The sequence below is a fragment of the Propioniciclava tarda genome (genome assembly GCF_900182665.1).
In the GTDB taxonomy this organism is placed as follows: Bacteria; Actinomycetota; Actinomycetes; order Propionibacteriales; family Propionibacteriaceae; genus Propioniciclava; species Propioniciclava tarda.
In genome coordinates this window covers 1-19519 of record NZ_FXTL01000024.1, presented here as the reverse complement: position 1 = coordinate 19519, position 19519 = coordinate 1, and the positions used below count along the sequence as shown (strand labels likewise).

The window sequence follows — 19519 nt, the reverse complement described above, 5'->3', positions numbered from 1 at the left end:
GGTCGCGTCCTTCCCCGCCGACCGGCTTCGTGCTCGGCGGGGTTGACGATGCGCCAACAAGGAAGGGCGAGCCGGTGGGGTTGCCGGAGTGGCTGGCCGAGGACGAGGCGACGGTCCATGTGCACCGTCGTCCGGCTCGCCCTGCCACCACCTGCCCCCTCCCTGACTGGGTCGGGCCCGAGATCACTGACGCGCTGGAGCGCCTGGGCGTCCAGTCGCTGTGGAGTCATCAGGCCGAGGCGGCCCAACTCGCCCACGAGGGTCGGCACGTGGCCGTCGCGACGGGCACGGCCTCGGGTAAGACCCTGGCGTACCTGCTGCCGATCGCCGCGGCCAGCATCTGCGGACGCGTCGGGTGGGCGCCACCCCCGACCAGCGGATCGCCGCTGGCCCGCGACCGGCTCGGCCTCGCTCGCCGCCACACGGCGCTCTACCTCGCCCCCACCAAGGCCCTCGCCCATGACCAGCTGCGGGTCTGCGAGAGCTTGGGCCTGTCCGACTTCAAGGTGTCCACGCTCGACGGCGATTCCGGCATCGAGCAGCGTCGATTCGCGCGCGACTTTGCCTCGTACGTCCTCAGCAACCCGGACATGATCCATCGATCGGTGCTGCCCAACCACGCCAAGTGGACGCGGTTCCTCGGCGACCTGCGGTACGTGGTGATCGACGAGGCCCATCGCTACAAAGGGGTCTTCGGCGCCCACCTGGCGTTGGTGCTGCGACGGCTGCGCCGGATTTGCCGGCTCTACGGCGCGGACCCGACGTTCATCTTCGTGTCCGCGACGATCGCGTCCGCGGACGCGGTCGGGCGCAGTCTCGCCAGCGTGGACGACGTTGCCTTGGTGGACGCCGACGGCTCGCCGGCCGCCGCCCTCGACTTCGTCCTGAGGGCCCCCAGCCCGACCCTGACTCAGGACGCGGCCACCCTGCTCGCCAGCTTGTCGGAGCGGGGCCAAACGCTGGCATTCACCACCTCCCGGATCCAGGCCGAGCTCATCGCGCTGCGCGCCCGCGACCTCGTCGCCGATCCCGAATCCGTAGCTGCGTATCGCGGCGGCTACCTGGCCGAGGACCGGCGGGCCCTCGAAGCCGAGTTGCAGTCCGGACGCCTCCGGGGCGTCGCCTGCACGAACGCGCTCGAACTGGGCGTCGACATCTCCGGCATGGACGCCGTCTTGTCGGTCGGCTTCCCTGGAACGGTCGCGGCCCTGTGGCAGCAGGTGGGACGAGCCGGGCGCACGGGCCGAGACGCCCTCGCCGTGCTGCTCGCCCGGGAGGACCCCCTGGACGCCTACCTGGTCGCCCACCCGGAGCTCCTTGTCGACCGCCCGATCGAGCGCACCGTCGTGTTCCCCGACAATCCCTACGTCATGGGCCCCCACCTGGCCGCCGCCGCCCAAGAGCACCCGCTGACAGAGGCTGACGCGCAGTTCTTCGGGCCCGGGATGCCAGCCCTCGCGGACACCCTCGCGTCCCAGGGGGTGCTGCGTCGGCGTCCGGCTGGCTGGTTCTGGCCGCACGCCAACCGCGCCGTCGACTCCATCGATCTGCGGTCCATGCAGGGCAAGGCCTGCGACATCGTGGAAGCCGCCACCGGACGGGTCATCGGGCAAGTGGACGCCGCGGCCGCCGATCGAACGCTCCATCCGGACGCGATCTACGTCCACCAGGGTGAGCAGTGGCTGATCCAGGGCTTTGACGCGGACCAGCGCATCGCCTCGGCCGTGCGGTCGGCGCCCGACTACTTCACCCAGCCCCAGAGCGTGGGTGGCGTCCGCATCATCGGCACCGACCGGACGAAGGGCCTGGGGCTGGCCACCCTGAGCTACGGAACGGTGGAGCTGTCCAGCCAGGTCACCGGCTATCTGCGTCGGGACGCCAAGACCGGCGACGTCTGGGACTCGACGCCCCTCGACCTCCCGGTGCGGACCATGGTCACCAAGGCGACGTGGTGGACGCTGCCCGACGACGTGTTGGGCGCCCTCGACGTCGACCCGGCGGAGTTGCCCGGCGCCGTGCATGCCGCCGAACACACCGCGATCGGCCTGCTGCCAGCCATCGTCCCCTGTGATCGCTGGGACATCGGTGGTCTCTCCACCGTCCTGCACCCCGACACCGGACGCCTCACCGTGTTCGTCCACGACGGGCTCCCGGGTGGAGCCGGCTTCGCCGAACTTGGCTACCTCAACGCCGACCTCTGGTGGCGGGCGGTGTTGGACCGCCTGCTGAGCTGCCCGTGCGACAACGGCTGCCCAGCCTGCGTGCAGTCGCCGAAGTGCGGAAGTGGCAACAACCCCTTGGACAAGCGGGGGGCGAGCGAACTCGTTCGAGTGCTCAGCTTGGCCTGACCACCCCAGCTGACGCACCGAGGTGCGAGCGGTCGTTCGCCCTTGGCCAAGCTGCCTGGCGTGTCCTGGGTGAAGGCGATCCATGGGCCGAGTCCCGACCAGGCGAGCCGGTTCGTGTCCTGGGCGAAGGAGAGTCTCATCCGCCGCGCCTCACCCCTGCATGGGCGCTCGCTTCGGCCGGCACGGGAAAGCCGAGCAGCACGGCTCGGTTCCCGCCGCGCACCGACACGGTGACGACGAACTCCAACTCGTCACCCCCGACCGAACAGTCGACCACCTCCACGTCGGACGCCGCGGCGGCTCGGCTCGCGGCTGCACATGGCTCGCCGGTGCCCAGGCTCTTGGCCTGCGCCGCGGTGATCGCGACGAGGTCCGCGGCACCCTGCACCCGATGGGCATTGGTCTGCAGGATGAGCGCCACCACTCCAGCGGCAAGCACACCCCCGAGCACGACGAGCCCCGCGGCTGCCAGCCACGTCGCCAGGCCGCGCTCGCGGCGTCCGATCGAAGCTCGGTTCCCCCGGCTCGCCTCGGACGCCAGGGGCTCACCCTGCCGGTGACTCGCCGTCACGGACGCGCCTCGTTGAGCACCACCGCGGTCGCATCCCACGACGTCATGGGGACGCCCAGCAGCACCGGAGTGAACCGCACCTTGACGGTGGTTGCGCCCGCGGCGTCGGTCACGACGACAACGGCCCCGGGCGGAGCGTCCATCCGCGCACGCTGGGTGGCCTGCGCGTCTCCTCGGGCGGCCTGGCGGGCCACCTCATTGGCCGTGATCTGGCATTGATCGAAGATGAACAGTTGCGTCAGCACCCAGCAGCCCAGGGCGACGGCCCCGGCAACGAGCACGCTGACGAGCGCCAGCTCAACGGTCACCATGCCTCGCTGCGCCTGCCTCACTGCGACACTCCTCTCGCGCCTGGCCGGGGCGGACGCGCCGCCCGCCCCGGCATGTTGGTTGTCAGGCGCCCAGCGCCCGGGGGATCGCCTGCATCAGCAGGGCGACCAGGCTGTGGACCAGGTCCCCGAACCAGCCCTGCTGGATCGCCGCGATGATCACGCCCACCAGGACGATCACCAACACGGCACCGATGGCGTACTCGATCGTGACCATGCCTCGTTCGCGCAGGCTCAGGCGCTGCGGGCGGTCGAGGGTGACGACGCTCGGCTCGACTTGCTTGCTCATGACTACTCCTTGTGTTCCTCGACGCCGCCCTCTTGCGACGCACCCACACATTGGGCGGAAAGGGCCGATTTCTTTCACGTCGACGAAATCTGTGGATAAGTCCCCGATCGCGCCGCTCCCACACGCTCCTCAGCCGAGCAGGCGCCCGATGATTCCGCCGAAGATCGGCACGACACCGACCAGCAGGAAGGCGGGCAGGAAGCAGGTCACGAGCGGCAGCACGCCGCTGACGGCCACCTGGCGCGCCCGCTCTCGAGCCGCCGTCTCAGCGGACGCCCGCGCCTGCGCAGCGTGACCGCGCAGCAGGTCGCCCAACGCCACCCCGGACCGCACCGACCGCGCCATATCCCTGGCCACCCCTCGGTAGCCGGGCTCCTTGGCCAGCGCCTGCCAGGCGTGCAGCTCATCCACGCCCAGCTCGATCTGGTGGCTGATGCCCAGCAGAATGCCTCGGGTGGGCTCCTCGGACGCCTCGGCCACGACCCGCAAAGCAATCCGGGCTGGCCGACCCGCCTCCACGCAGACCGCCAACAGGTCGCACACCACCGGGACGCCGTCGGCGATGGCTTGCGCCCGAGCGGCGGCGCGCCGCGTCCCGAACTCGATCCGCGGCCTACCTTGCCGAAACGGCCACCACGCGGGTGCAGCCCTGGCCGGTCGCAGCCGGTCAAGAGGGTTCTCCCCCAGCCACAGCCACACTGCGACCGCGGTCGCGAACGCGGCGACGACGGCTTCCATCGTCAGCGCCGACGTCATCGGCTCGCCCGATCTGCGAGCGCGTCGGTCCACCACAGTCCGGCCACCGCGAGGGTGACCGCCACCACCAGGCACGCCTGGCCCAGCGGGTTTCCGGTCAGAAAGGCGACCGGATCGCCCCCGAAGCCGTAGCCCAGACCGATGCCGGCGACCGGCAACACGGCGAGCAGCCGGGACGCCGCGCGGCTGGCCGCGAGCTCGACGGCCACGGTCGACGCCAGTTCCTGGCGCCGGTGGAGTTCCTCGGCGATCGCGTCGATCGAGCGAGCCATGGATGCCCCCGTCGTCACCGAGATCTGCCAAGCCGCCGCCAACTCGGCCAGGCCTTGCCGCCCCGGCAGGCCGGCAGAGCGGCGCAGAGCCGAACACACGTCGCCGCCGATCTCCTGTTCGGCGGCCGCCTCGGCCAACACCGGATGCTCCGCAGCAACCGAAACCAGCGCCACGGCCGGCACCGCGCCGACCGCCAGCAGTCCCGACAGTGCTTCGCCCGCGCGAGCCACCGAAGCCTGCTCGGCGGACGCACGTTTTCGTCGGACGCCTCGGCGATGCAGTCCGAGCGCCCCAGCCAGTCCGCACCCGGACGCGAGCGCCAGGGCCGCGCCGCGGCGTCCATCGAGTAGACCGGCCAACACGACACCGGCGGCCAGCGCAGCCACCACCAGCCAGCCCAGCCGCGGGGCCCGCCTGGCCGGACGCTCCCGCGCCACCGGGACCAGTCGGCGCAGCAGCCGCCGGTCGGCGCACTCCCAGGCGACAAGCACGAACAGCCCCGCCGCCAACGCCGACAGCATCAGGCCACCAGCCGTTCGAGGCGCGCGAAGGACGGCTCGCGCCGGAGGCGTCCGGACTCGTCGAAGGACGCCGCCGCGCACGCCCGCACCAGGCCGTCGCCACCGGCCTCCAGCACGGCGATCTCGGCCAGGTAGCGCCGTCCGTCGGTGGCGCGCTTCACCTGGAGGCAGGCGTCCAGCGCCGCCGCCGCCTGAGCATGCACCGCCGCCCGGCCGAGTCCCCCGAGCGCCCCCAACGCCTCTAGTCGAGCGGGGACCGCCTCCGTCGAGTTCGCGTGCACCGTGCCGCAGCCGCCCTCGTGGCCGGTGTTCAGCGCGCCCAGCAGATCGACCAGCTCGGCCCCGCGGACCTCGCCCACGATGAGCCGGTCCGGACGCATCCGCAGCGCCTGACGCACCAGATCGGTGAGCGTCACCGCCCCGGCCCCTTCGGCGTTGGCCGGACGCGCCTCCAGCCGAACGCAGTGCGGGTGGTCGGGGTTCAGCTCTCGGGAGTCCTCCACGATGACGAGCCGGTCGGTCGGCGGCGCCAGCCCCAGCATGGACGCCAGCAGCGTGGTCTTGCCCGACCCGGTGCCGCCCGCCACGAGGAAGGCCCGCTTGCGCTCGATCAGGCCGGCGAGCAGCTCGCGTCCGACCGCAGTCACCGATCCGGACGCCTCCCAGTCGTCCAGCGTGAGCCGCACCCGCGACGGGACGCGCAAGGAGATGCACGTGCCCGGATCGGCCAGGCAGCCCAGCACGGCGTGGACCCGGGTGCCGTCCGGCAGCCGAGCGTCCACGAACGGACGCCCATCGTCCAGCCGCCGCCCCACGCGGGCGGCCAGCCGGACCGCGAGCCGGCGCACGTCCTCGTCGGAGTTGAACCGGACGCCCGCCGGCACGAGCCCCTCCCCCCGATCAACGAACACCTCCTCTGGCCCGTTGACCACGACGTCGGTCACCCCAGGCAGCGCCAGCAAGTCGTCCAGCAGGCCCGCGCCGCGGCTCTCCCGCCGCAGTTCGGCCAGCGTGGCCAGCACGGACGCGTCACTCACCAGGTACCCGAGCCACTCGAGCGCGGCTGCGACCGCGGCAGGCTCGGCCTGTTGCCCCTGCGCGCTCAGCCGCTCGCGCACCCGCACGAGATCGACCGTCACGACTTCACCGCCAGCCCATCGAGCAGGCGCCCTATCGCCCGCTGCCACCGCCCGCGGCCCGCGCGTCCGGGCGGCTCCCCCACCTCGCCGCCGCGCCGCAATGCCTTGTCCTCGCGCAGCACCCCGGCCACCGCCAGACCGAGCGCCCGCCCGATCACGTCGGCCGGGACCCTGCTGCCGCCCTGCTGCCGCACCACCAAAGCCGGCGCAGCCAGTTCGACGGCCCCCAGCACGGACGCGGTCGCCGCCACCGATCGGACCCCCGTCCCGGTGACCACCAGGCTCATCCGGCAGCGCCCCACGACCGGACGCGCGCCGGCGATCGGCACCCGCCCCACGTCCGCGACCACCAGATCGTGATGTCGGCCCAGCGCCCCGAGCACCGCCTTGATCGACTCCCCCGAGGGCACCTCGCCCGCAGGACCACCCCGGACGGGGCGTCCCATCGACACCACCGTGAGGCCGTCCACCTGCGGCAGGAACCGGCGCACATCGGTGACCTCCCCTCGCGCCCCGAGCAGATCGGGCCAACGCCAGCCCGGCGTCCGTTCGGCGCCCAGCAGCAGGTCGACGCCACCGCCCACCGGATCCAGGTCGACCAGAGCCGCGGTCAGCCCACGACGCCGCGCGCTGACCGCGAGGCCCGCCGCGACCGTCGAGGCGCCGATGCCGCCCGATCCACCCACGACGGCCACCACCGGCGCACCGAGCCCTCGGTCCTCGGCGAGCACGGCCGACAAGGCGGCGAGCCCCTCCGGCAGCACGATGACCCGTCCGGCCAGCGGCACCGACCAGCGCCCCAGTTGCGCCGGATCGCCCCCGACCAGATACACGCCCGTCCGCTCCTTGGGCCCATGGGACGCCAGCGCCGCGGCCTGGTCGCCGCCCACGAGCACGACGTCCGCGGACGACCACGAACTCAGGGCGGCGTCCGCCGAGGCCAGCACCTCGACCTCCACCCCGTGGGCGGCCGCGGCCGCGCCGACGGCGTCCGAAATGGCCTCTTCCCGCGTGAGCAGGACGAATCGAGCTGTCTTCACGCCCACACATTGGGCGCCGGGGCCCGATTTCTGTCATCCGCGCGAAATCTGTGGATAACTCTCGCCAGCGGCCGCCCTCAGCGCCTCGTACGATGACCCCCATGACCGCCCGCATCCAGTCGACGTTCCCCGCCAACGCCCTGGACTGGCTCGTCGGCGCCAAGGGCGGTCACGTCCTGGCTCTGGGCCGCACCTGCGCCCCGCTGATGGCCACGCTGGACGAGCGCGGCGACATCCTGACCGCGGCGGACCCCGATCCGAGCGGCGTCCGGCGCCTGCTGGCGCATGCCCCCCGCGCCCTGCCGACAGTGTCGGAGGCGTCCGCGCTGCCCTTCGTCCCGTGCGCCTTCGATGTGGTGCTGATCAACCAGAGCTTCCACACCCTCAACGCCGGCGCGGCGCTGCCCGAGCTGGCCCGCGTGCTCCGCCCAGGCGGCCACCTGGCGATCGCGTACACGATCCGGGACGACTCGGTGCCCTGGGTCCGCCGGCTCGTCAAGCTGATGCGGACCGTCGACCCGGACGCCATGGCCGGCGACTACGGGTCCGCGGCCGTCGACCACCTGGCCGAGAGCCCGTATTTCCCCGAGGTGGAGCGCAAGGACTTCCGCCTCTGGGCCCCCACGACCCGCGATGGCCTGATCGACATGGTCCGCCGACGCTTCCCGCGCCTGGAGGCCGAACGCCTCAACCCGCTGCTGACCGAAGTCGAGGCCCTGTACGAGTCGTCCGCCCGGGCGCCCGAGCCGCTGCTGCTGCCCTACCGCGTCGCCTGCTGGCGCGGCTACGTCGACCACACGGAATTCACCTCTGCACTCAATCTGCCGGACGACGGGCTCTCGATCAGCCTGTCAAGGCATCCGCTATCGGACGCCTCACGGCCCGGCTAGCATGAACGCAGTCGCAGCGAGGAGACACCCATGGCCGACATCGAGTCCACCGTGAGCCAGATCACGTCAGATATCCGCACGATCGTGCGCGGTGAGATCGAGCTCGCCAAGGCCGAGGTCATCCCGGGCGTGAAGAAGGCCGGCCTGGGCGCCGGACTGCTCGCTGGAGCGGGCCTCGTCGCAGCGCTCGCCGTCAACGTGCTGTTCCTCAGCCTCGGCTTCGCGTTCACGAACCTCTTCTGGGAGCGCACCAGCCCGGTCGGCGCGTTCGGCTTCGGCTTCCTGTGCGCGGCGGGCGTCTACCTCTTGGTCGCCGCCGTCCTCGGCGTGCTCGGCTTCCTGAACGTCAAGAAGCTCCGGACGCCTCAGGCCGCCATGGAGCAGGTCAGCAAGACCGTGGACGCCGTCGGCGGAGCCGCCGACACCGGGCTCGCCAACGTCCGCCTCATCGCCACGCGCGGCAAGAAAGTCATCACGCGCGACGAGACCGGCCAGATCGTGACCGTTTTCTCCGGCCCCAAGCACCTCACCGACCGCCCCGAGTCGGACGCCTCGTAGCACGGCGCCGGGCGGCGTCCATGGCGCTGCCGAGGAGGACACGACCGGCAGAACGCCGCTGTCCCCGTCGGGCGCGATGTCCGTGACGTCTCAGCGGGTTCCGGAACAGACCTCAGCCCGCCATCCCGCTCTACAGCGCGTAGACCCGCGACTCCCAGGGCTCCAGGGTCTGCACGTCGTCGGCGTCACCGGGAAGGTTGGTCAGGATCAGCCGCGCGTGCTCCAGATCGGGCAGGTCGCCCATCGGTACCCCGACCACGAACGAGCTCATGTTCGCGATGACGAGCAACCGCTCGTCACCCCACGTGCGCGTGAACACCCACAGCCGCTCGTGCTCGGGCAGCAACAGGTCGAACCGCCCTTCGCGCACGACCTCGTTGGTATGCCGCAGCTCGATCAGCCGCTGGTAGTGGGCGAACACTGAGCTGGGATCGTCCACCTGCGACGCCGCGTTGATCTCCGCGGCGTTGGCGTTGATCTCGATCCAGGGCGTCCCCGTCGTGAAGCCGGCGCCGGGCGCGTCCGACCAACACATGGGAGTGCGCCCGTTGTCGCGCGTCTTGAACGCCATCCCGGCCAGCACGGCCTGCTCAGACGCCCCGGCCGCGAGAGCCCCCTGATAGTAGTTGAGCGCCTCGATGTCGCGGTACTGGTCGATGGAGGTGAACCCGGCATTGGTCATGCCGAGTTCCTCGCCCTGGTACACGTACGGCGTGCCCCGGTGCAGGTGCAAGACCGTCGCCAGCGTCTTCGCCGACGCCACCCGATGGCGGGGCGAGTCGTCGCCGAATCGGGACACCGCTCGCGGCTGATCGTGGTTGTCCCAGTACAGGGAGTTCCAGCCTTCCTCGGCCAGACCCTCCTGCCAGGACGCCAGGTTCTTCTTGAGATCGGGCAGATGGAGCGGCTTGAGGACGAACTTGTCGAAGCCCGGCTGCATGTCGAGGCCCATGTGTTCGAACGTGAAGACCATGTTCAACCGGGGATGCTTCTCCGACGTGTACGCCCGGGCCCGCTCGACGTCCACCTCGACCATCTCGCCCACCGTGAACAGCGCCTTCTCACGGAGCCCCACGGCGGCGTTCATCTCTTCGAGGAACTCGATCAGCCGCGGGCCGTCGGTCACCTTCGCCAGCTCGAAGCTCAGCTGCTGACCGGGCTCGACCGCCCCGTCCGTCAACGGGTAGGTCTTGGAGATCAGGTTGATGACGTCCATCCGGAAGCCGTCGACGCCGCGTTCGACCCACCACCGCATCATCGAGTACACCGCCTCGCGCACGTCGGGGTTCTCCCAGTTCAGGTCGGGCTGCTTGCGGCTGAACAGGTGCAGGTAGTACTCGCCGGACGCCTCGTCGAACTCCCAGGCCGGACCCCCGAAGAACGACGACCAGTTGGTCGGCTCGGCCCCCGGCGTGCCCGGCTCGTGCCCCGGACGCGCCGGTCGCCAGATGTACCAGTCCCGCTTGTCGGACGCCTTGTCGCGCGACGCCGTGAACCACGCGTGCTCGTCTGAGGTGTGGTTGACCACAAGGTCCATGACGAGCTTCATGCCGCGGGCGTGCAGGCCGGCGATCAGCTCGTCGAGGTCGGCCAGCGTGCCGAAGCTCGGATCAACGTCGTTGTAGTCGGAGATGTCGTAGCCGTTGTCGTCCATCGGCGAGCGGTAGACCGGCGACAGCCACACCACGTCGGCCCCCAGGGCGTGGACGTGATCGAGGTGGTTGATGATGCCCCGCAGGTCACCCACCCCGTCGCCGTCGGCGTCCGCGAACGACCGCGGGTAGATCTGATAGACGACCGCACTCTTCCACCACTGCTGATCCATGCGCCCATCCTTCCCGGGGTCGCCGACAAAGTCCACCTCAGGTGCGGCCGCGGAAGAACCTCGGAGGAATCTCAAGGCACCGCGAGGCGTCCCAGGGACGCGTCCAGCCGGCCAGCTCGAACAGCCCTGATAGCAGGTGCCCGGTCAGGCCCCAGATGAACAGGTCGCCGACGCAGAACACCGGCCCCGAGTGCGTCTGCCCGAGCACCCAGGTGGCCCGGTTGGCCGGGTCGAGCAGGCCGGCCACCGCCACCTGGTGGACCGCCGCCACCTCCCCGACGTCGACGGGCCGCAGCGCAACCGGACGCGTCCACCAGGCCACGATCGTGTGCACGTCGAACCCCGACGCCATGACGCTCGCCGGCGGCAGTTCGCCGAGCACCTCCACCCCGGACGCCTCGATGCCGACCTCTTCGGACGCCTCCCGAAGCGCCGCCTGGACGGGCGACTCCCCCGGCTCGATTCGACCGCCGGGAAAGGCGACCTGACCGGCGTGGTTGCGCAGGTGGGCGCTCTTCTCGATCAACACGACGCGCAGGCCGCCCGGCGGCTCCAACCCCGACGTCGATTCGGTGCTCGACGCAGGAGTCGGACATGAGGCGTCCTGCCACAGCAGCGCCAGCACCGACGCCCGCCGCATCGTGCCGGACGCCCCGCGCCCGATCATCAGCGCCTCCATGGCCGACGGCGTCGCCAGTCCCTCGAGCAACGGCCTCAGCCCAGCAGGGGTCACAGCGTCACCCCGAGGTAGTCCTTGACCAGTCCGAGCAACTCGTCCGGCGACTCGATCCCGCCGGTCCTTCGCAGCACGACGCGACCCTCGGCGTCCACGAAGAGGGTGATCGGGATGCCGGCCATGGCCATCTTCGACTTGAGCTGCGACGTCGCGTCCACCAGGTGCGGGTAGGTCCAGCCGGACGCCCGCGCGAACTCGATCGCCGCCGCCGGATCTGGATCGTCCAGGTCGATCCCCAGCACGCGGACCCGGTCTCCGGCCCGCTTCGCGAGCTGGGCGAACGAGGGGGCCTCCTGTCTGCACGGACCGCACCACTGCGCCCACACGTTGATCACCATCGGACGCCCGCGCAGCTGCGCGAGGTTCACCGCGCGGTCCGAGCCCAGGCAGCGCAGTTCGAGGTCGGGCAGCCCGACCGGGAGCGGCGTCGCGCCCCCGGCAGTCACCTCGCAGTCCGGCAGCCCGGCGGCTTTGCGTTGGGCGATCAGCGTCGGGTCGGACGCCGCGGGCGCGGCCCCCGACGTGGTCGGGCTCCCACCCGGGACCTTCGGTGCGACCGGACCGGCGCAGCCCGCGAGCAGCCCGACCGCGGCCAACGCCGCTAGCCAGCGGCGCATCAGGTGCCCTTGACGAGCTTCGCCGCAGCGATCGGATCGACCGGACCCTCGCCGTAACTCGGACACAGTCGCGCCGCGGGGCAGGCCCCGCAGGCCGGCTTGCGCGCGTGGCAGCGGCGGCGTCCGTGCCAGATCACCCGATGCGACAGACCCACCCAGTCCTTCTTGGGGAACAGTGCACCGACCTCGGCCTCGACGATCTCGGGGGCATCGGACGCCGTCCAGCCGAACCGCTTCGACAGCCGCATGAAGTGCGTGTCCGTCGTGATGCCTGGCACGCCGAAAACGTCGCCGAGGACGACGTTGGCCGTCTTGCGTCCGACGCCCGGCAGCGTGACCAGGTCTTTCAGCTTGGTCGGCACCTGGCCGTCGTAGCGCTCAACCAGCGCGGCGCCGAGCCCGAGCAGATGGTTGGCCTTGGCCCGGAAGAACCCCGTCGCGTGGATCAGCTCTTCGAGCTCGGCCCGATCGGCACCGGCGTAGGCGGCGGCGTCCGGATAGCGCGCGAACAGCGCCGGCGTGACCCGGTTGACGCCCGCATCGGTCGACTGGGCGCTCAGGATCGTCGCGACGAGCAGCTCCAGCGGCGTCGAGAAGTCGAGCTCGCAGTGGGCGTCCGGGTAGGTGTCGGCCAGGATGGCGTCCATCCGGCGCGCACGCCGGACGAGCGCCAGCCTCGACTCCAACTCAGACCTCGACGATCAGTTCCAACTCGACCGGGGCGTCCAGGGGCAGGACGGCCACGCCGAACGCCGACCGGACGTGCGCACCGGCCTCGCCGAAGACCGCACCCATCAGCTCGCTGGCGCCGTTGGCGACGGCGGGCTGGGCGGTGAAGGACGGGTCACTCGCGACGAACACGACGAGCTTCACGATCCGCTTGATCTTGTCGATGCCGCCGGCGATGGACGCTGCGGCCGCGATCGCGTTCAACGCACACTGCTGGGCGCACGCGACGCCCTGCTCGGGCGTCACCTCGCCGCCGAGCTTGCCGGACGCGATGAGCTTGCCTTCTCGCACCGGCAGCTGGCCGGACGTCCAGACCTGGTTGCCGACCGCGAGGGCGGGCACGTAGGCCGCCAGCGGCTTGGCGACGGCGGGCAGTTCGAGGCCGAGCGCGGCGAGGCGCTCGGAGGCCAACTGATCAGTCACTTCTGCTCCTTGTTCTTGGGTCGCTTGAGGTACGCCACGAGGTTCTCCGGGTTCGGCCCCGGCACGACCTGCACCAGCTCCCACCCATCCGCCCCCCAGGAATCCAGGATCTGCTTCGTCGCATGCGTCAGGACGGGCACCGTCGCGTACTCCCACGTTGTCATGCCACCAGCCTATCGGGCGTCGCCGACAGTTCTATTGCGGCCACCGTCCCGGGCTCAGGCGTCGACGGGCGGGACGCTGCGGCGTCCGATCAAGCGGACATGCGAAACGCCCCGGCCGAACGGACGGGGCGTTGAGGAGTCTGGCTAGCTCGGCTTGTGGCAGAGGACGGAACTCCAGGACGAAATGTCTGTGCGCTGGCGAAGCAACTGACGACGTTCGCGTTCGGTCATGCCGCCCCACACGCCCCACTCGATGCGATTGTCGAGGGCTTCCGCCAAGCACTCTGAGCGGACCGCGCACCCCATGCAGACCGCCCTGGCGCGCTTCTGATCGGCGCCTTCCGGAAACAACTGGTCTTGCATGCCGCGACACCGGGCCTTCATGGTCCAGTCGTCCGTGCTGCTCACCGCCATGTGGAAGACCTCTCTGACAAGGGGTCGTAGGGGAACCTCGTGCTCCCTGGAACGTAACGAAAGGGTAACTGCCACGCACTGACCTGACAAGCCTGTGTGGCCGCCAGGACAATGTGCGCGACTACCCCTTAGAGGACGTTGAGCACCTTCACAGGTTCTCGGGGTCGGGTCAGGGCCCAAGACCCCGTACCCTAGGACGCATGCGTGTGCCCAACTCCGGACGACGCCTGTACTCAGCCATGATGTTTCTGCTGGTCAGCGTCTTGGGCGGCGTCCTCGCAGCGGGGCTGTTCGTGCCGACGGCGGGACTCGTCGCCGAAAGCGGCAAGGCTTTTGCGAGCGCCCTGAACTCACTGCCGGAAGAGCTCAAGGTGGCCCCGCCATCCGAAGGCTCGAAGGTGCTGATGGCTGACGGCTCGCTGCTCACCACCTTCTTCGATCAGAACCGCAAGAACGTGACGATCGACCAGATCGCTCCGATCATGCGGCAGGCCCAAGTCGGCATCGAGGACGACCGGTTCTACGAGCACGGTGCGCTCGACCTGCGCGCGACGCTGCGCGCCCTGGTCCGCAGTGGCAGCGGCAACATGCAGGGCGGATCGACGCTGACGATGCAGTACGTGAAGTTGGCCCTCCTGTACGACGCCGCGGCGCGCAACGACACCGCCGCCATCGAGGCAGCCAACAGCCGCACGGTCACCCGCAAGATCCTCGAGCTTCGCTACGCGATCGCGCTCGAGAAGCAGCTCACCAAGGACCAGATCCTCGAGCGCTACCTCAACATCGCCTTCTTCGGCGACAAGTCCTACGGCGTCGAGGCCGCCGCGCAGCACTACTTCGGCGTCGCCGCCAAGGACCTGACCCTGCCCCAGGCAGCGATGCTCGCGGGCATCGTGCGCAACCCCGTCACCACCAACCCGATCACGAACGTCGCCGCCGCCACCGAGCGCATGCGCAACGTTTTGGACCGGCTCACCGAACTAAAGGTCATCACCCCAGCGGACGCCGCCGCGGCGAAGACTTACCAGTTCGATAAGACGAAGGTCGTCGCCAACCCCGCGCGCGGCTGCGCGGCGAGCCGCTACCCACACCTATGTGACTACGTCGAACAGGTGCTGGTGAAGCAGACCCCGAGCCTCGGCGACTCCAAGGCGTCCAGGTACAACACGCTGAACCAGGCCGGCTTGATCATCCAGACCCAGATCGATCCGCGCTTCCAGGACGCCGCCCAGGAGTCCGTGTCGAACTTCATCGCCCCCACCGATCCGGTGGACGGCATGATGAACCTGATCCAGCCGGGCACGGGTCTGATCCTGGCCATGGCGCAGAGCAAGTACGAGATCGGCACGGACACGGCCAAGGGCCAGACGTACCTCAACTACAACGCCTCCAACGAACTCAACGGTAAGGGCGGTCGCGAGGGCGGCTCAACGTTCAAGGCGTTCACCCTCACCGCGGCCGTGCTCGCCGGAGTGGACCCGATCGACGACTACATCAAGGCCGGCAAGACCGTCTTCTTCAAGAACGGCACCAACTTCGGCGGCTGCGCGGGCAACCGCAACACGACCGCCACCGTGTACGACAAGAAGGGCGGCTGGGAGGTCGTCGGCTCCGGCCTGGCGGGCGACCTGAATATGTACGCGGGCGCCACGTTCTCGTCCAACACGTACTTCACCCAGCTCGAGAAGCAGGTCGGCGTCTGCAACGTCGTGAAGGCGGCCGAAGCCCTCGGCCTGAAGCGCGCCGACGGCGCGAACCTGCAGACCGGCATCCTGCCCAACGGCAAGCTGATCAACCAGGTCAACGCGGGCGAGTTCGTCGACGGCGAGAAGCCCACCTTCACCCTCGGCAACACGGCCGTCACCCCGCTGTCGCTGGCGTCGTCCTACGCGACCCTGGCGGCCCGCGGCATGCGCTGCGATCCGATCATCCTCAAGAGCATCACCGACAACAAGAACCGCCAGTACGCGGTGCCCAGCGCCAACTGCCAGCAGGCCATTCCGCAGGATGTGGCAGACCGTGTCGCGGACATCTTGCATGGCCCGTTCTCGGGCGACGGCACCGCGCGCAAGGCGATGATCTCGGGCTATCTGGTGTCGGGAAAGACCGGCACCCAGACGGACGCGCCGACGATCCTCACCAACGGCTTCACGCCCGACATCGCCGGCTCGGCGATCATCACGTCCGACCCCAAACATCCCGAGGCCATCAAGAACATCCGCTCCGGGCAGGTGCTTCCGCAGTTGGCGGGCCTGCGGGTGCACGGGGCCCACATCGTGATCTCCAGCGGTGGTGGTTCCACCGACTACTACACGGTGAACAGCAAGACGGGTTACACGCTGTCTGGCGGATCCGGCCCCGAGGCGGGCGGCTCGATCTGGCGTCCGACGATGCTGAAGGTGTTGCCGCTGCTGCCCAAGACGGAGTTCGTTCGGCCCAAGGACTCCCCGTATCGGAACGCGCGCACCAACGCGTCGATCGGCAGCATGACCAGTTACTTCGAGCGGCTCCGTCCGCCCCCGCCGCCGGTCACGGTTGCGCCCGCGGCTCCGGCTGCTCCTGCCGCCCCCGCCCCGCCGGCGGCACCCGGGAACCCGTAGCCTTGCGCATCGTCTCAGCCGCAGCGCTCACCCTCGCGGTGGGCGCTGCGTGCGTTGCGTACGGCACCTTCGTGGAGTCGGCCGCGTACCGAGTGCGCCGCTACGACGTACCCGTGCTCGAGCCCGGCAGCGAGCCCCTGCGCGTCCTGCACTTCTCGGACGTCCACCTGCTGCCCTGGCAGCGCCGTCGCCTCGCATTCGTGGCGTCCCTTGCCGGCCTGCGTCCGGACCTGGTCATCAGCACCGGCGACAACCTCTCGTCACCGGACGCCGTGGGCGCCTTCGGCGATGCCCTCGAGCCACTGCTCCGGACGCCCGGCGGCTTCGTCTTCGGCTCGAACGACTTCCAGGGCCCTCGATTCCGCAACCCGATCAGCTATGTGTGGAAGACGTCCGCGAAGGAAGCGGGCGAGGCGGCGGTCATGCGTCCGGACGAGGTGCGCGAGGCGCTGGCGTCCGGCGGCTGGCTCGACCTCAACAACGCTCGTGGAACAGTCGACGTCCGCGGACAGACGATCGAACTGCGCGGCACCGGCGACGCCCACGAGTCGCGCGACAAGTACGCGCAGGTGGCCGGACCGCCCGCCGCTGGCACCGTCCCACTCGGCGTCACGCACTCGCCCTACAGCCGGGTCCTGGACGCGATGGCGCGCGACGGCGTCCGACTGGTGTTCGCCGGACACACGCACGGCGGTCAGGTGTGCGTACCCGGGTACGGGGCGCTGACGTCGAACTGCGACCTTCCTCCCGCGCAGGCGAAGGGGCTGTTCCGACACGAGACAGCGGACGGGCACTCCTGCTGGGTCCACGTGTCGGGGGGCGTCGGGATGTCGCCGTTCGCGCCCTTCCGTTTCGCCTGCCCGCCCGAGGTCTCGCTACTCACTCTCACGCCGCGTCCCGAATAGGTGCAGCCCCGCCGATTGGGCTAGACTCCTTCAGGCTCCTGGGGAACCGGGGCATCGGGGTGTGGCGCAGCTTGGTAGCGCGCTTCGTTCGGGACGAAGAGGGCGCAGGTTCAAATCCTGTCACCCCGACCTGCGGGAAGCCGCTCTGGCTAGGTCGAATGACCTACGTCGGAGCGGCTCTCTTGGTTTCGTGCCCTTACCGTGCCCTAACGTGAGCACACGTCCGCCCACTTCTGACCGTTACGCGCAGGATTTGAGTTGAGCACCTACCTCACGACAGCCCCGCTTCTGAGGCGCCAAGCAGGCCTTGAAGGGCTGGGCGAAGGCAAGTCGCTAAAGATCCGTGTCATCGGCGTTCTCAAGACTAGACACCATGGCCTTGCATGCATGTGCGATAATCGCACACATGGAATGGGGCGAGGTTGCTACCCGAATCATCGAGGCACGGATGCAGAAGGGCCTCACGCAGACACAACTTGCACAGTCTCTGGGGCTGGAGCGCAGCGTGTTGGCCAAGATCGAGTCCGGGCAGCGCAAGGTGAACGCACTAGAACTCGCCGGCATTGCGCGCGAACTGGGTCGTCGGCTCGAATGGTTCGTTTTGCCGCGACTGGCCGGCATCCCCCAGCATCGCGGGGCCACAACCCCCGAGTGGGTAAGTTCGGAGATAGACGTCGTGCTGGAGCAATCGCTGGCTGATGTCGCACTCTTGGTTGAACTGGGCCACTTGCAGGTGCCCGCCCGTCCGGAGATCTTTGAGCGGCCAGACTCCTCCGCCAATGCAGAAGCGTTGGCGGGGAGGGCGCGCCAGCTCTGCGGAATCGGGCCCGAAGCTCCCGCCGACGCGCTCACCACCGCGGCATGGGCGATTGGACTCGTACCTTTCGCAGAATCGCTCGGTGGCGGAGCCGACGCGGCATCCACAAGCAGCGACACCTGGGGGATCGCCGTGATCAACTCTGCGAATGCCGTCGGCCGCCGCCGCCTCGCGCTTGCACACGAGCTATGCCACTACCTAGTCAATGACGGCTACGTGGAGGACTTCCGCGTCGACCCTCCAACGAGTGAGGATCAGCACGAAGCCCGAATGGACCGATTTGCACGAGCGTTCCTCCTCCCGGCGGCTGCGGTACGTGAACACTGGAGTCGACTGAGCGTCGACGGCGTTCGACGGGCAGCGGTCATGCTCGCGTCGACCTTCCGGGTCGACATGTCCACTCTCGCGCGCCGACTACACAACGATCTCGGTCTTGTCGACCGTGCGACCGCGTCCGAGTTGCGGCAAGTACGGACCAACCGATCCGACATCGTAGAGAACGACCTTTACGTCCCCCACGACCTTGAGGGGACCTGGCTGCACCCAGAGTATGAGCGAGCAGTTCTGCGCGCTTACCGTGCGGACGATGTCACGAGCGCCCGCGCTCTGTCGCTATTGCGGCAGAACTTCAGCGAAGACGATCTACCCACTCGAGCAACGGTGGATGAGGGTTCGCTCTGGGCGCTCACGGAATGACCGCGGGATGGGTCGTTGACACCGGTCCACTGAGCCACTTCGCGAGGGCAGGCTGGCTCGGCGTGCTGCAGATGCTCGCACCCGGCCACGTCGTTGTGATTCCTGACACCGTCGAGAGGGAAATACAGGGAGCCTGCGGGGTCTACCCATGGCTCTCTCAGATCCTCTCGCACAGCTGGATCGAGGTCGCGCCGATCAAGTCCGAGGCCGAAATCGAAGCCTACAGCCGCTACGCTCGGCGACTCGTCGGCGACGATGGCCGCAACACGGGAGAATGCGGGGTACTGGCGCTCGCTGAGATACACGGGCTGGTCGCTGTGGTTGACGACTACGCCGGGCACAAGGCCGGATCCGCCAACGGGGTCCGCGCCCGCAGAACCCTCGGACTGTTGTGTGACGCCGTTGCAGATGGACTGCTCACGCTCGACACAGTGTCGGCAGTCGCTGATTCTCTCCTCCAGACCGACTATCGGCTCCCATTTCCGCCAGGCGGATTCGCGCAGTGGGCAATCGAATCGGGACGAATTAGTAGGGGATAGGCCCGGAGCAACCGGGCGGAGGCCACAGTCCCTCGAAGGTCGGAAGGCCTTGCCAGTTCCGGGCAATTGTCGCTCGCCTCAGCAGACCGGCAAGAGTCGCAAGAGGGCGGCTAGGTTCGACGCCGTCGAACGTAGCGGTCGACCACCTGAGCGAGCGGCTCGTCGATAGCCGGTAAATCGCGGTTATAGAACTGGCCGTTGGCGAGACGAGTCGCCAACTCTTGAAGCAGCGCGACCCACTCCCCGAGCAATGATCAGAACCTGTGGATGGTCCTCGGCGGGGTGACGTGAAGGGGCGCACCTTCCCGGGGATGATCTGAAGTCCAAGTAGCTCTGATCA

Annotated in this window: 21 protein-coding genes and 1 tRNA gene; 8 read left to right on the top strand and 14 right to left on the bottom strand. The window is 69.5% G+C overall.

Going from position 1 to position 19519, the window contains the following annotated elements; genetic code table 11:
• Positions 1–74 precede the first annotated feature (74 nt).
• Positions 75–2348 carry a DEAD/DEAH box helicase gene (locus tag FN821_RS13610; RefSeq protein ID WP_131173091.1) on the top strand — a complete coding sequence of 758 codons (2274 nt, stop codon included), beginning with the start codon at positions 75–77 and terminating at the stop codon, positions 2346–2348.
• A 136-nt stretch (positions 2349–2484) separates the two neighbouring features.
• Here the strand turns inward: FN821_RS13610 and FN821_RS13605 are convergent, their stop codons facing one another.
• The 7 genes from FN821_RS13605 to ssd form a co-directional block, all read right to left on the bottom strand.
• Positions 2485–2919 (bottom strand): Rv3654c family TadE-like protein, encoded by a 435-nt coding sequence (locus FN821_RS13605; protein ID WP_165489383.1) that lies wholly within the window; start codon positions 2917–2919, stop codon positions 2485–2487.
• On the bottom strand, positions 2916–3251 hold the full coding sequence (locus FN821_RS13600; protein ID WP_131173089.1) for a hypothetical protein: 336 nt from the start codon (positions 3249–3251) through the stop codon (positions 2916–2918). Before FN821_RS13600 ends, FN821_RS13605 begins: the two co-directional genes overlap by 4 nt.
• Before the next feature lie 61 nt (positions 3252–3312).
• Positions 3313–3537, bottom strand: coding sequence for a hypothetical protein (locus FN821_RS13595; RefSeq protein WP_131173088.1), 225 nt, complete (start codon positions 3535–3537; stop codon positions 3313–3315).
• Positions 3538–3666: 129 nt separating this feature from the next.
• A complete protein-coding gene (locus FN821_RS13590; RefSeq protein WP_131173087.1) occupies positions 3667–4293 on the bottom strand; it encodes a type II secretion system F family protein in 627 nt (208 codons plus the stop codon).
• Positions 4290–5087 (bottom strand): type II secretion system F family protein, encoded by a 798-nt coding sequence (locus FN821_RS13585; RefSeq protein ID WP_131173086.1) that lies wholly within the window; start codon positions 5085–5087, stop codon positions 4290–4292. The genes FN821_RS13590 and FN821_RS13585 overlap by 4 nt, the downstream gene beginning before the upstream one ends.
• The gene (locus tag FN821_RS13580) at positions 5087–6226 is read right to left on the bottom strand and encodes a TadA family conjugal transfer-associated ATPase (protein WP_180319768.1); all 1140 of its coding nucleotides are present in this window, start codon (positions 6224–6226) and stop codon (positions 5087–5089) included. Before FN821_RS13580 ends, FN821_RS13585 begins: the two co-directional genes overlap by 1 nt.
• A complete protein-coding gene (gene ssd / locus FN821_RS13575) occupies positions 6223–7266 on the bottom strand; it encodes a septum site-determining protein Ssd (RefSeq protein WP_165489382.1) in 1044 nt (347 codons plus the stop codon). Before ssd ends, FN821_RS13580 begins: the two co-directional genes overlap by 4 nt.
• Before the next feature lie 101 nt (positions 7267–7367).
• On the opposite strand from ssd, the gene FN821_RS13570 reads away from it, so the two are divergent.
• Positions 7368–8156 carry a class I SAM-dependent methyltransferase gene (locus FN821_RS13570; protein WP_165489381.1) on the top strand — a complete coding sequence of 263 codons (789 nt, stop codon included), beginning with the start codon at positions 7368–7370 and terminating at the stop codon, positions 8154–8156.
• Positions 8157–8186: 30 nt separating this feature from the next.
• The gene (locus FN821_RS13565) at positions 8187–8714 is read left to right on the top strand and encodes a phage holin family protein (protein ID WP_131173082.1); all 528 of its coding nucleotides are present in this window, start codon (positions 8187–8189) and stop codon (positions 8712–8714) included.
• Between the two features lie 130 nt (positions 8715–8844).
• Here FN821_RS13565 and FN821_RS13560 read toward each other — a convergent pair whose 3' ends face one another.
• The 7 genes from FN821_RS13560 to FN821_RS13530 form a co-directional block, all read right to left on the bottom strand.
• The gene (locus tag FN821_RS13560; RefSeq protein ID WP_131173081.1) at positions 8845–10539 is read right to left on the bottom strand and encodes an alpha-glucosidase; all 1695 of its coding nucleotides are present in this window, start codon (positions 10537–10539) and stop codon (positions 8845–8847) included.
• Between the two features lie 37 nt (positions 10540–10576).
• Positions 10577–11248, bottom strand: coding sequence for an NUDIX hydrolase (locus FN821_RS13555; protein ID WP_131173080.1), 672 nt, complete (start codon positions 11246–11248; stop codon positions 10577–10579).
• Between the two features lie 20 nt (positions 11249–11268).
• On the bottom strand, positions 11269–11892 hold the full coding sequence (locus FN821_RS13550; RefSeq protein WP_131173079.1) for a TlpA family protein disulfide reductase: 624 nt from the start codon (positions 11890–11892) through the stop codon (positions 11269–11271).
• Entirely contained in the window at positions 11892–12539 is a 648-nt protein-coding gene (nth, locus tag FN821_RS13545) for an endonuclease III (protein WP_131173102.1), read from the bottom strand. The genes FN821_RS13550 and nth overlap by 1 nt, the downstream gene beginning before the upstream one ends.
• 40 nt (positions 12540–12579) lie before the next feature.
• Positions 12580–13044 carry a RidA family protein gene (locus tag FN821_RS13540; RefSeq protein ID WP_131173078.1) on the bottom strand — a complete coding sequence of 155 codons (465 nt, stop codon included), beginning with the start codon at positions 13042–13044 and terminating at the stop codon, positions 12580–12582.
• Positions 13041–13208 (bottom strand): Sp36 family protein, encoded by a 168-nt coding sequence (gene sp36 / locus FN821_RS13535; RefSeq protein ID WP_131173077.1) that lies wholly within the window; start codon positions 13206–13208, stop codon positions 13041–13043. The genes FN821_RS13540 and sp36 overlap by 4 nt, the downstream gene beginning before the upstream one ends.
• Positions 13209–13352: 144 nt before the next feature.
• Positions 13353–13622: a WhiB family transcriptional regulator gene (locus FN821_RS13530; protein ID WP_131173076.1), complete on the bottom strand. Its 270-nt coding sequence runs from the start codon at positions 13620–13622 to the stop codon at positions 13353–13355.
• A gap of 200 nt (positions 13623–13822) precedes the next feature.
• Here FN821_RS13530 and FN821_RS13525 point away from each other — a divergent pair, with 200 nt between their 5' ends.
• From FN821_RS13525 to FN821_RS13505, 5 genes are all read left to right on the top strand, one after another.
• The gene (locus tag FN821_RS13525) at positions 13823–16222 is read left to right on the top strand and encodes a transglycosylase domain-containing protein (protein WP_131173075.1); all 2400 of its coding nucleotides are present in this window, start codon (positions 13823–13825) and stop codon (positions 16220–16222) included.
• Positions 16223–16224: 2 nt separating this feature from the next.
• Positions 16225–17127: a metallophosphoesterase gene (locus FN821_RS13520; RefSeq protein WP_131173074.1), complete on the top strand. Its 903-nt coding sequence runs from the start codon at positions 16225–16227 to the stop codon at positions 17125–17127.
• A 55-nt stretch (positions 17128–17182) separates the two neighbouring features.
• Positions 17183–17256, top strand: a tRNA-Pro gene (locus FN821_RS13515).
• A gap of 244 nt (positions 17257–17500) precedes the next feature.
• Positions 17501–18640, top strand: a complete 1140-nt coding sequence (locus FN821_RS13510) for an XRE family transcriptional regulator (protein ID WP_131173073.1) — start codon at positions 17501–17503, stop codon at positions 18638–18640.
• Positions 18637–19179 carry a PIN domain-containing protein gene (locus tag FN821_RS13505; RefSeq protein ID WP_131173072.1) on the top strand — a complete coding sequence of 181 codons (543 nt, stop codon included), beginning with the start codon at positions 18637–18639 and terminating at the stop codon, positions 19177–19179. The genes FN821_RS13510 and FN821_RS13505 overlap by 4 nt, the downstream gene beginning before the upstream one ends.
• Positions 19180–19519 lie beyond the last annotated feature (340 nt).

Bases quoted from the DNA above. Each gene is read 5' to 3' on its own strand.
- FN821_RS13595 (WP_131173088.1), bottom strand. From the start codon at position 3,537: ATGAGCAAGCAAGTCGAGCCGAGCGTCGTCACCCTCGACCGCCCGCAG.
- FN821_RS13525 (WP_131173075.1), top strand. From the start codon at position 13,823: ATGCGTGTGCCCAACTCCGGACGACGCCTGTACTCAGCCATGATGTTT.
- FN821_RS13530 (WP_131173076.1), bottom strand. From the start codon at position 13,622: ATGGCGGTGAGCAGCACGGACGACTGGACCATGAAGGCCCGGTGTCGC.
- FN821_RS13585 (WP_131173086.1), bottom strand. From the start codon at position 5,087: ATGCTGTCGGCGTTGGCGGCGGGGCTGTTCGTGCTTGTCGCCTGGGAG.
- FN821_RS13570 (WP_165489381.1), top strand. From the start codon at position 7,368: ATGACCGCCCGCATCCAGTCGACGTTCCCCGCCAACGCCCTGGACTGG.
- FN821_RS13565 (WP_131173082.1), top strand. From the start codon at position 8,187: ATGGCCGACATCGAGTCCACCGTGAGCCAGATCACGTCAGATATCCGC.
- FN821_RS13560 (WP_131173081.1), bottom strand. From the start codon at position 10,539: ATGGATCAGCAGTGGTGGAAGAGTGCGGTCGTCTATCAGATCTACCCG.
- FN821_RS13590 (WP_131173087.1), bottom strand. From the start codon at position 4,293: ATGACGTCGGCGCTGACGATGGAAGCCGTCGTCGCCGCGTTCGCGACC.
- FN821_RS13505 (WP_131173072.1), top strand. From the start codon at position 18,637: ATGACCGCGGGATGGGTCGTTGACACCGGTCCACTGAGCCACTTCGCG.
- FN821_RS13550 (WP_131173079.1), bottom strand. From the start codon at position 11,892: ATGCGCCGCTGGCTAGCGGCGTTGGCCGCGGTCGGGCTGCTCGCGGGC.
- sp36 (WP_131173077.1), bottom strand. From the start codon at position 13,208: ATGACAACGTGGGAGTACGCGACGGTGCCCGTCCTGACGCATGCGACG.
- FN821_RS13510 (WP_131173073.1), top strand. From the start codon at position 17,501: ATGGCCTTGCATGCATGTGCGATAATCGCACACATGGAATGGGGCGAG.
- nth (WP_131173102.1), bottom strand. From the start codon at position 12,539: ATGGACGCCATCCTGGCCGACACCTACCCGGACGCCCACTGCGAGCTC.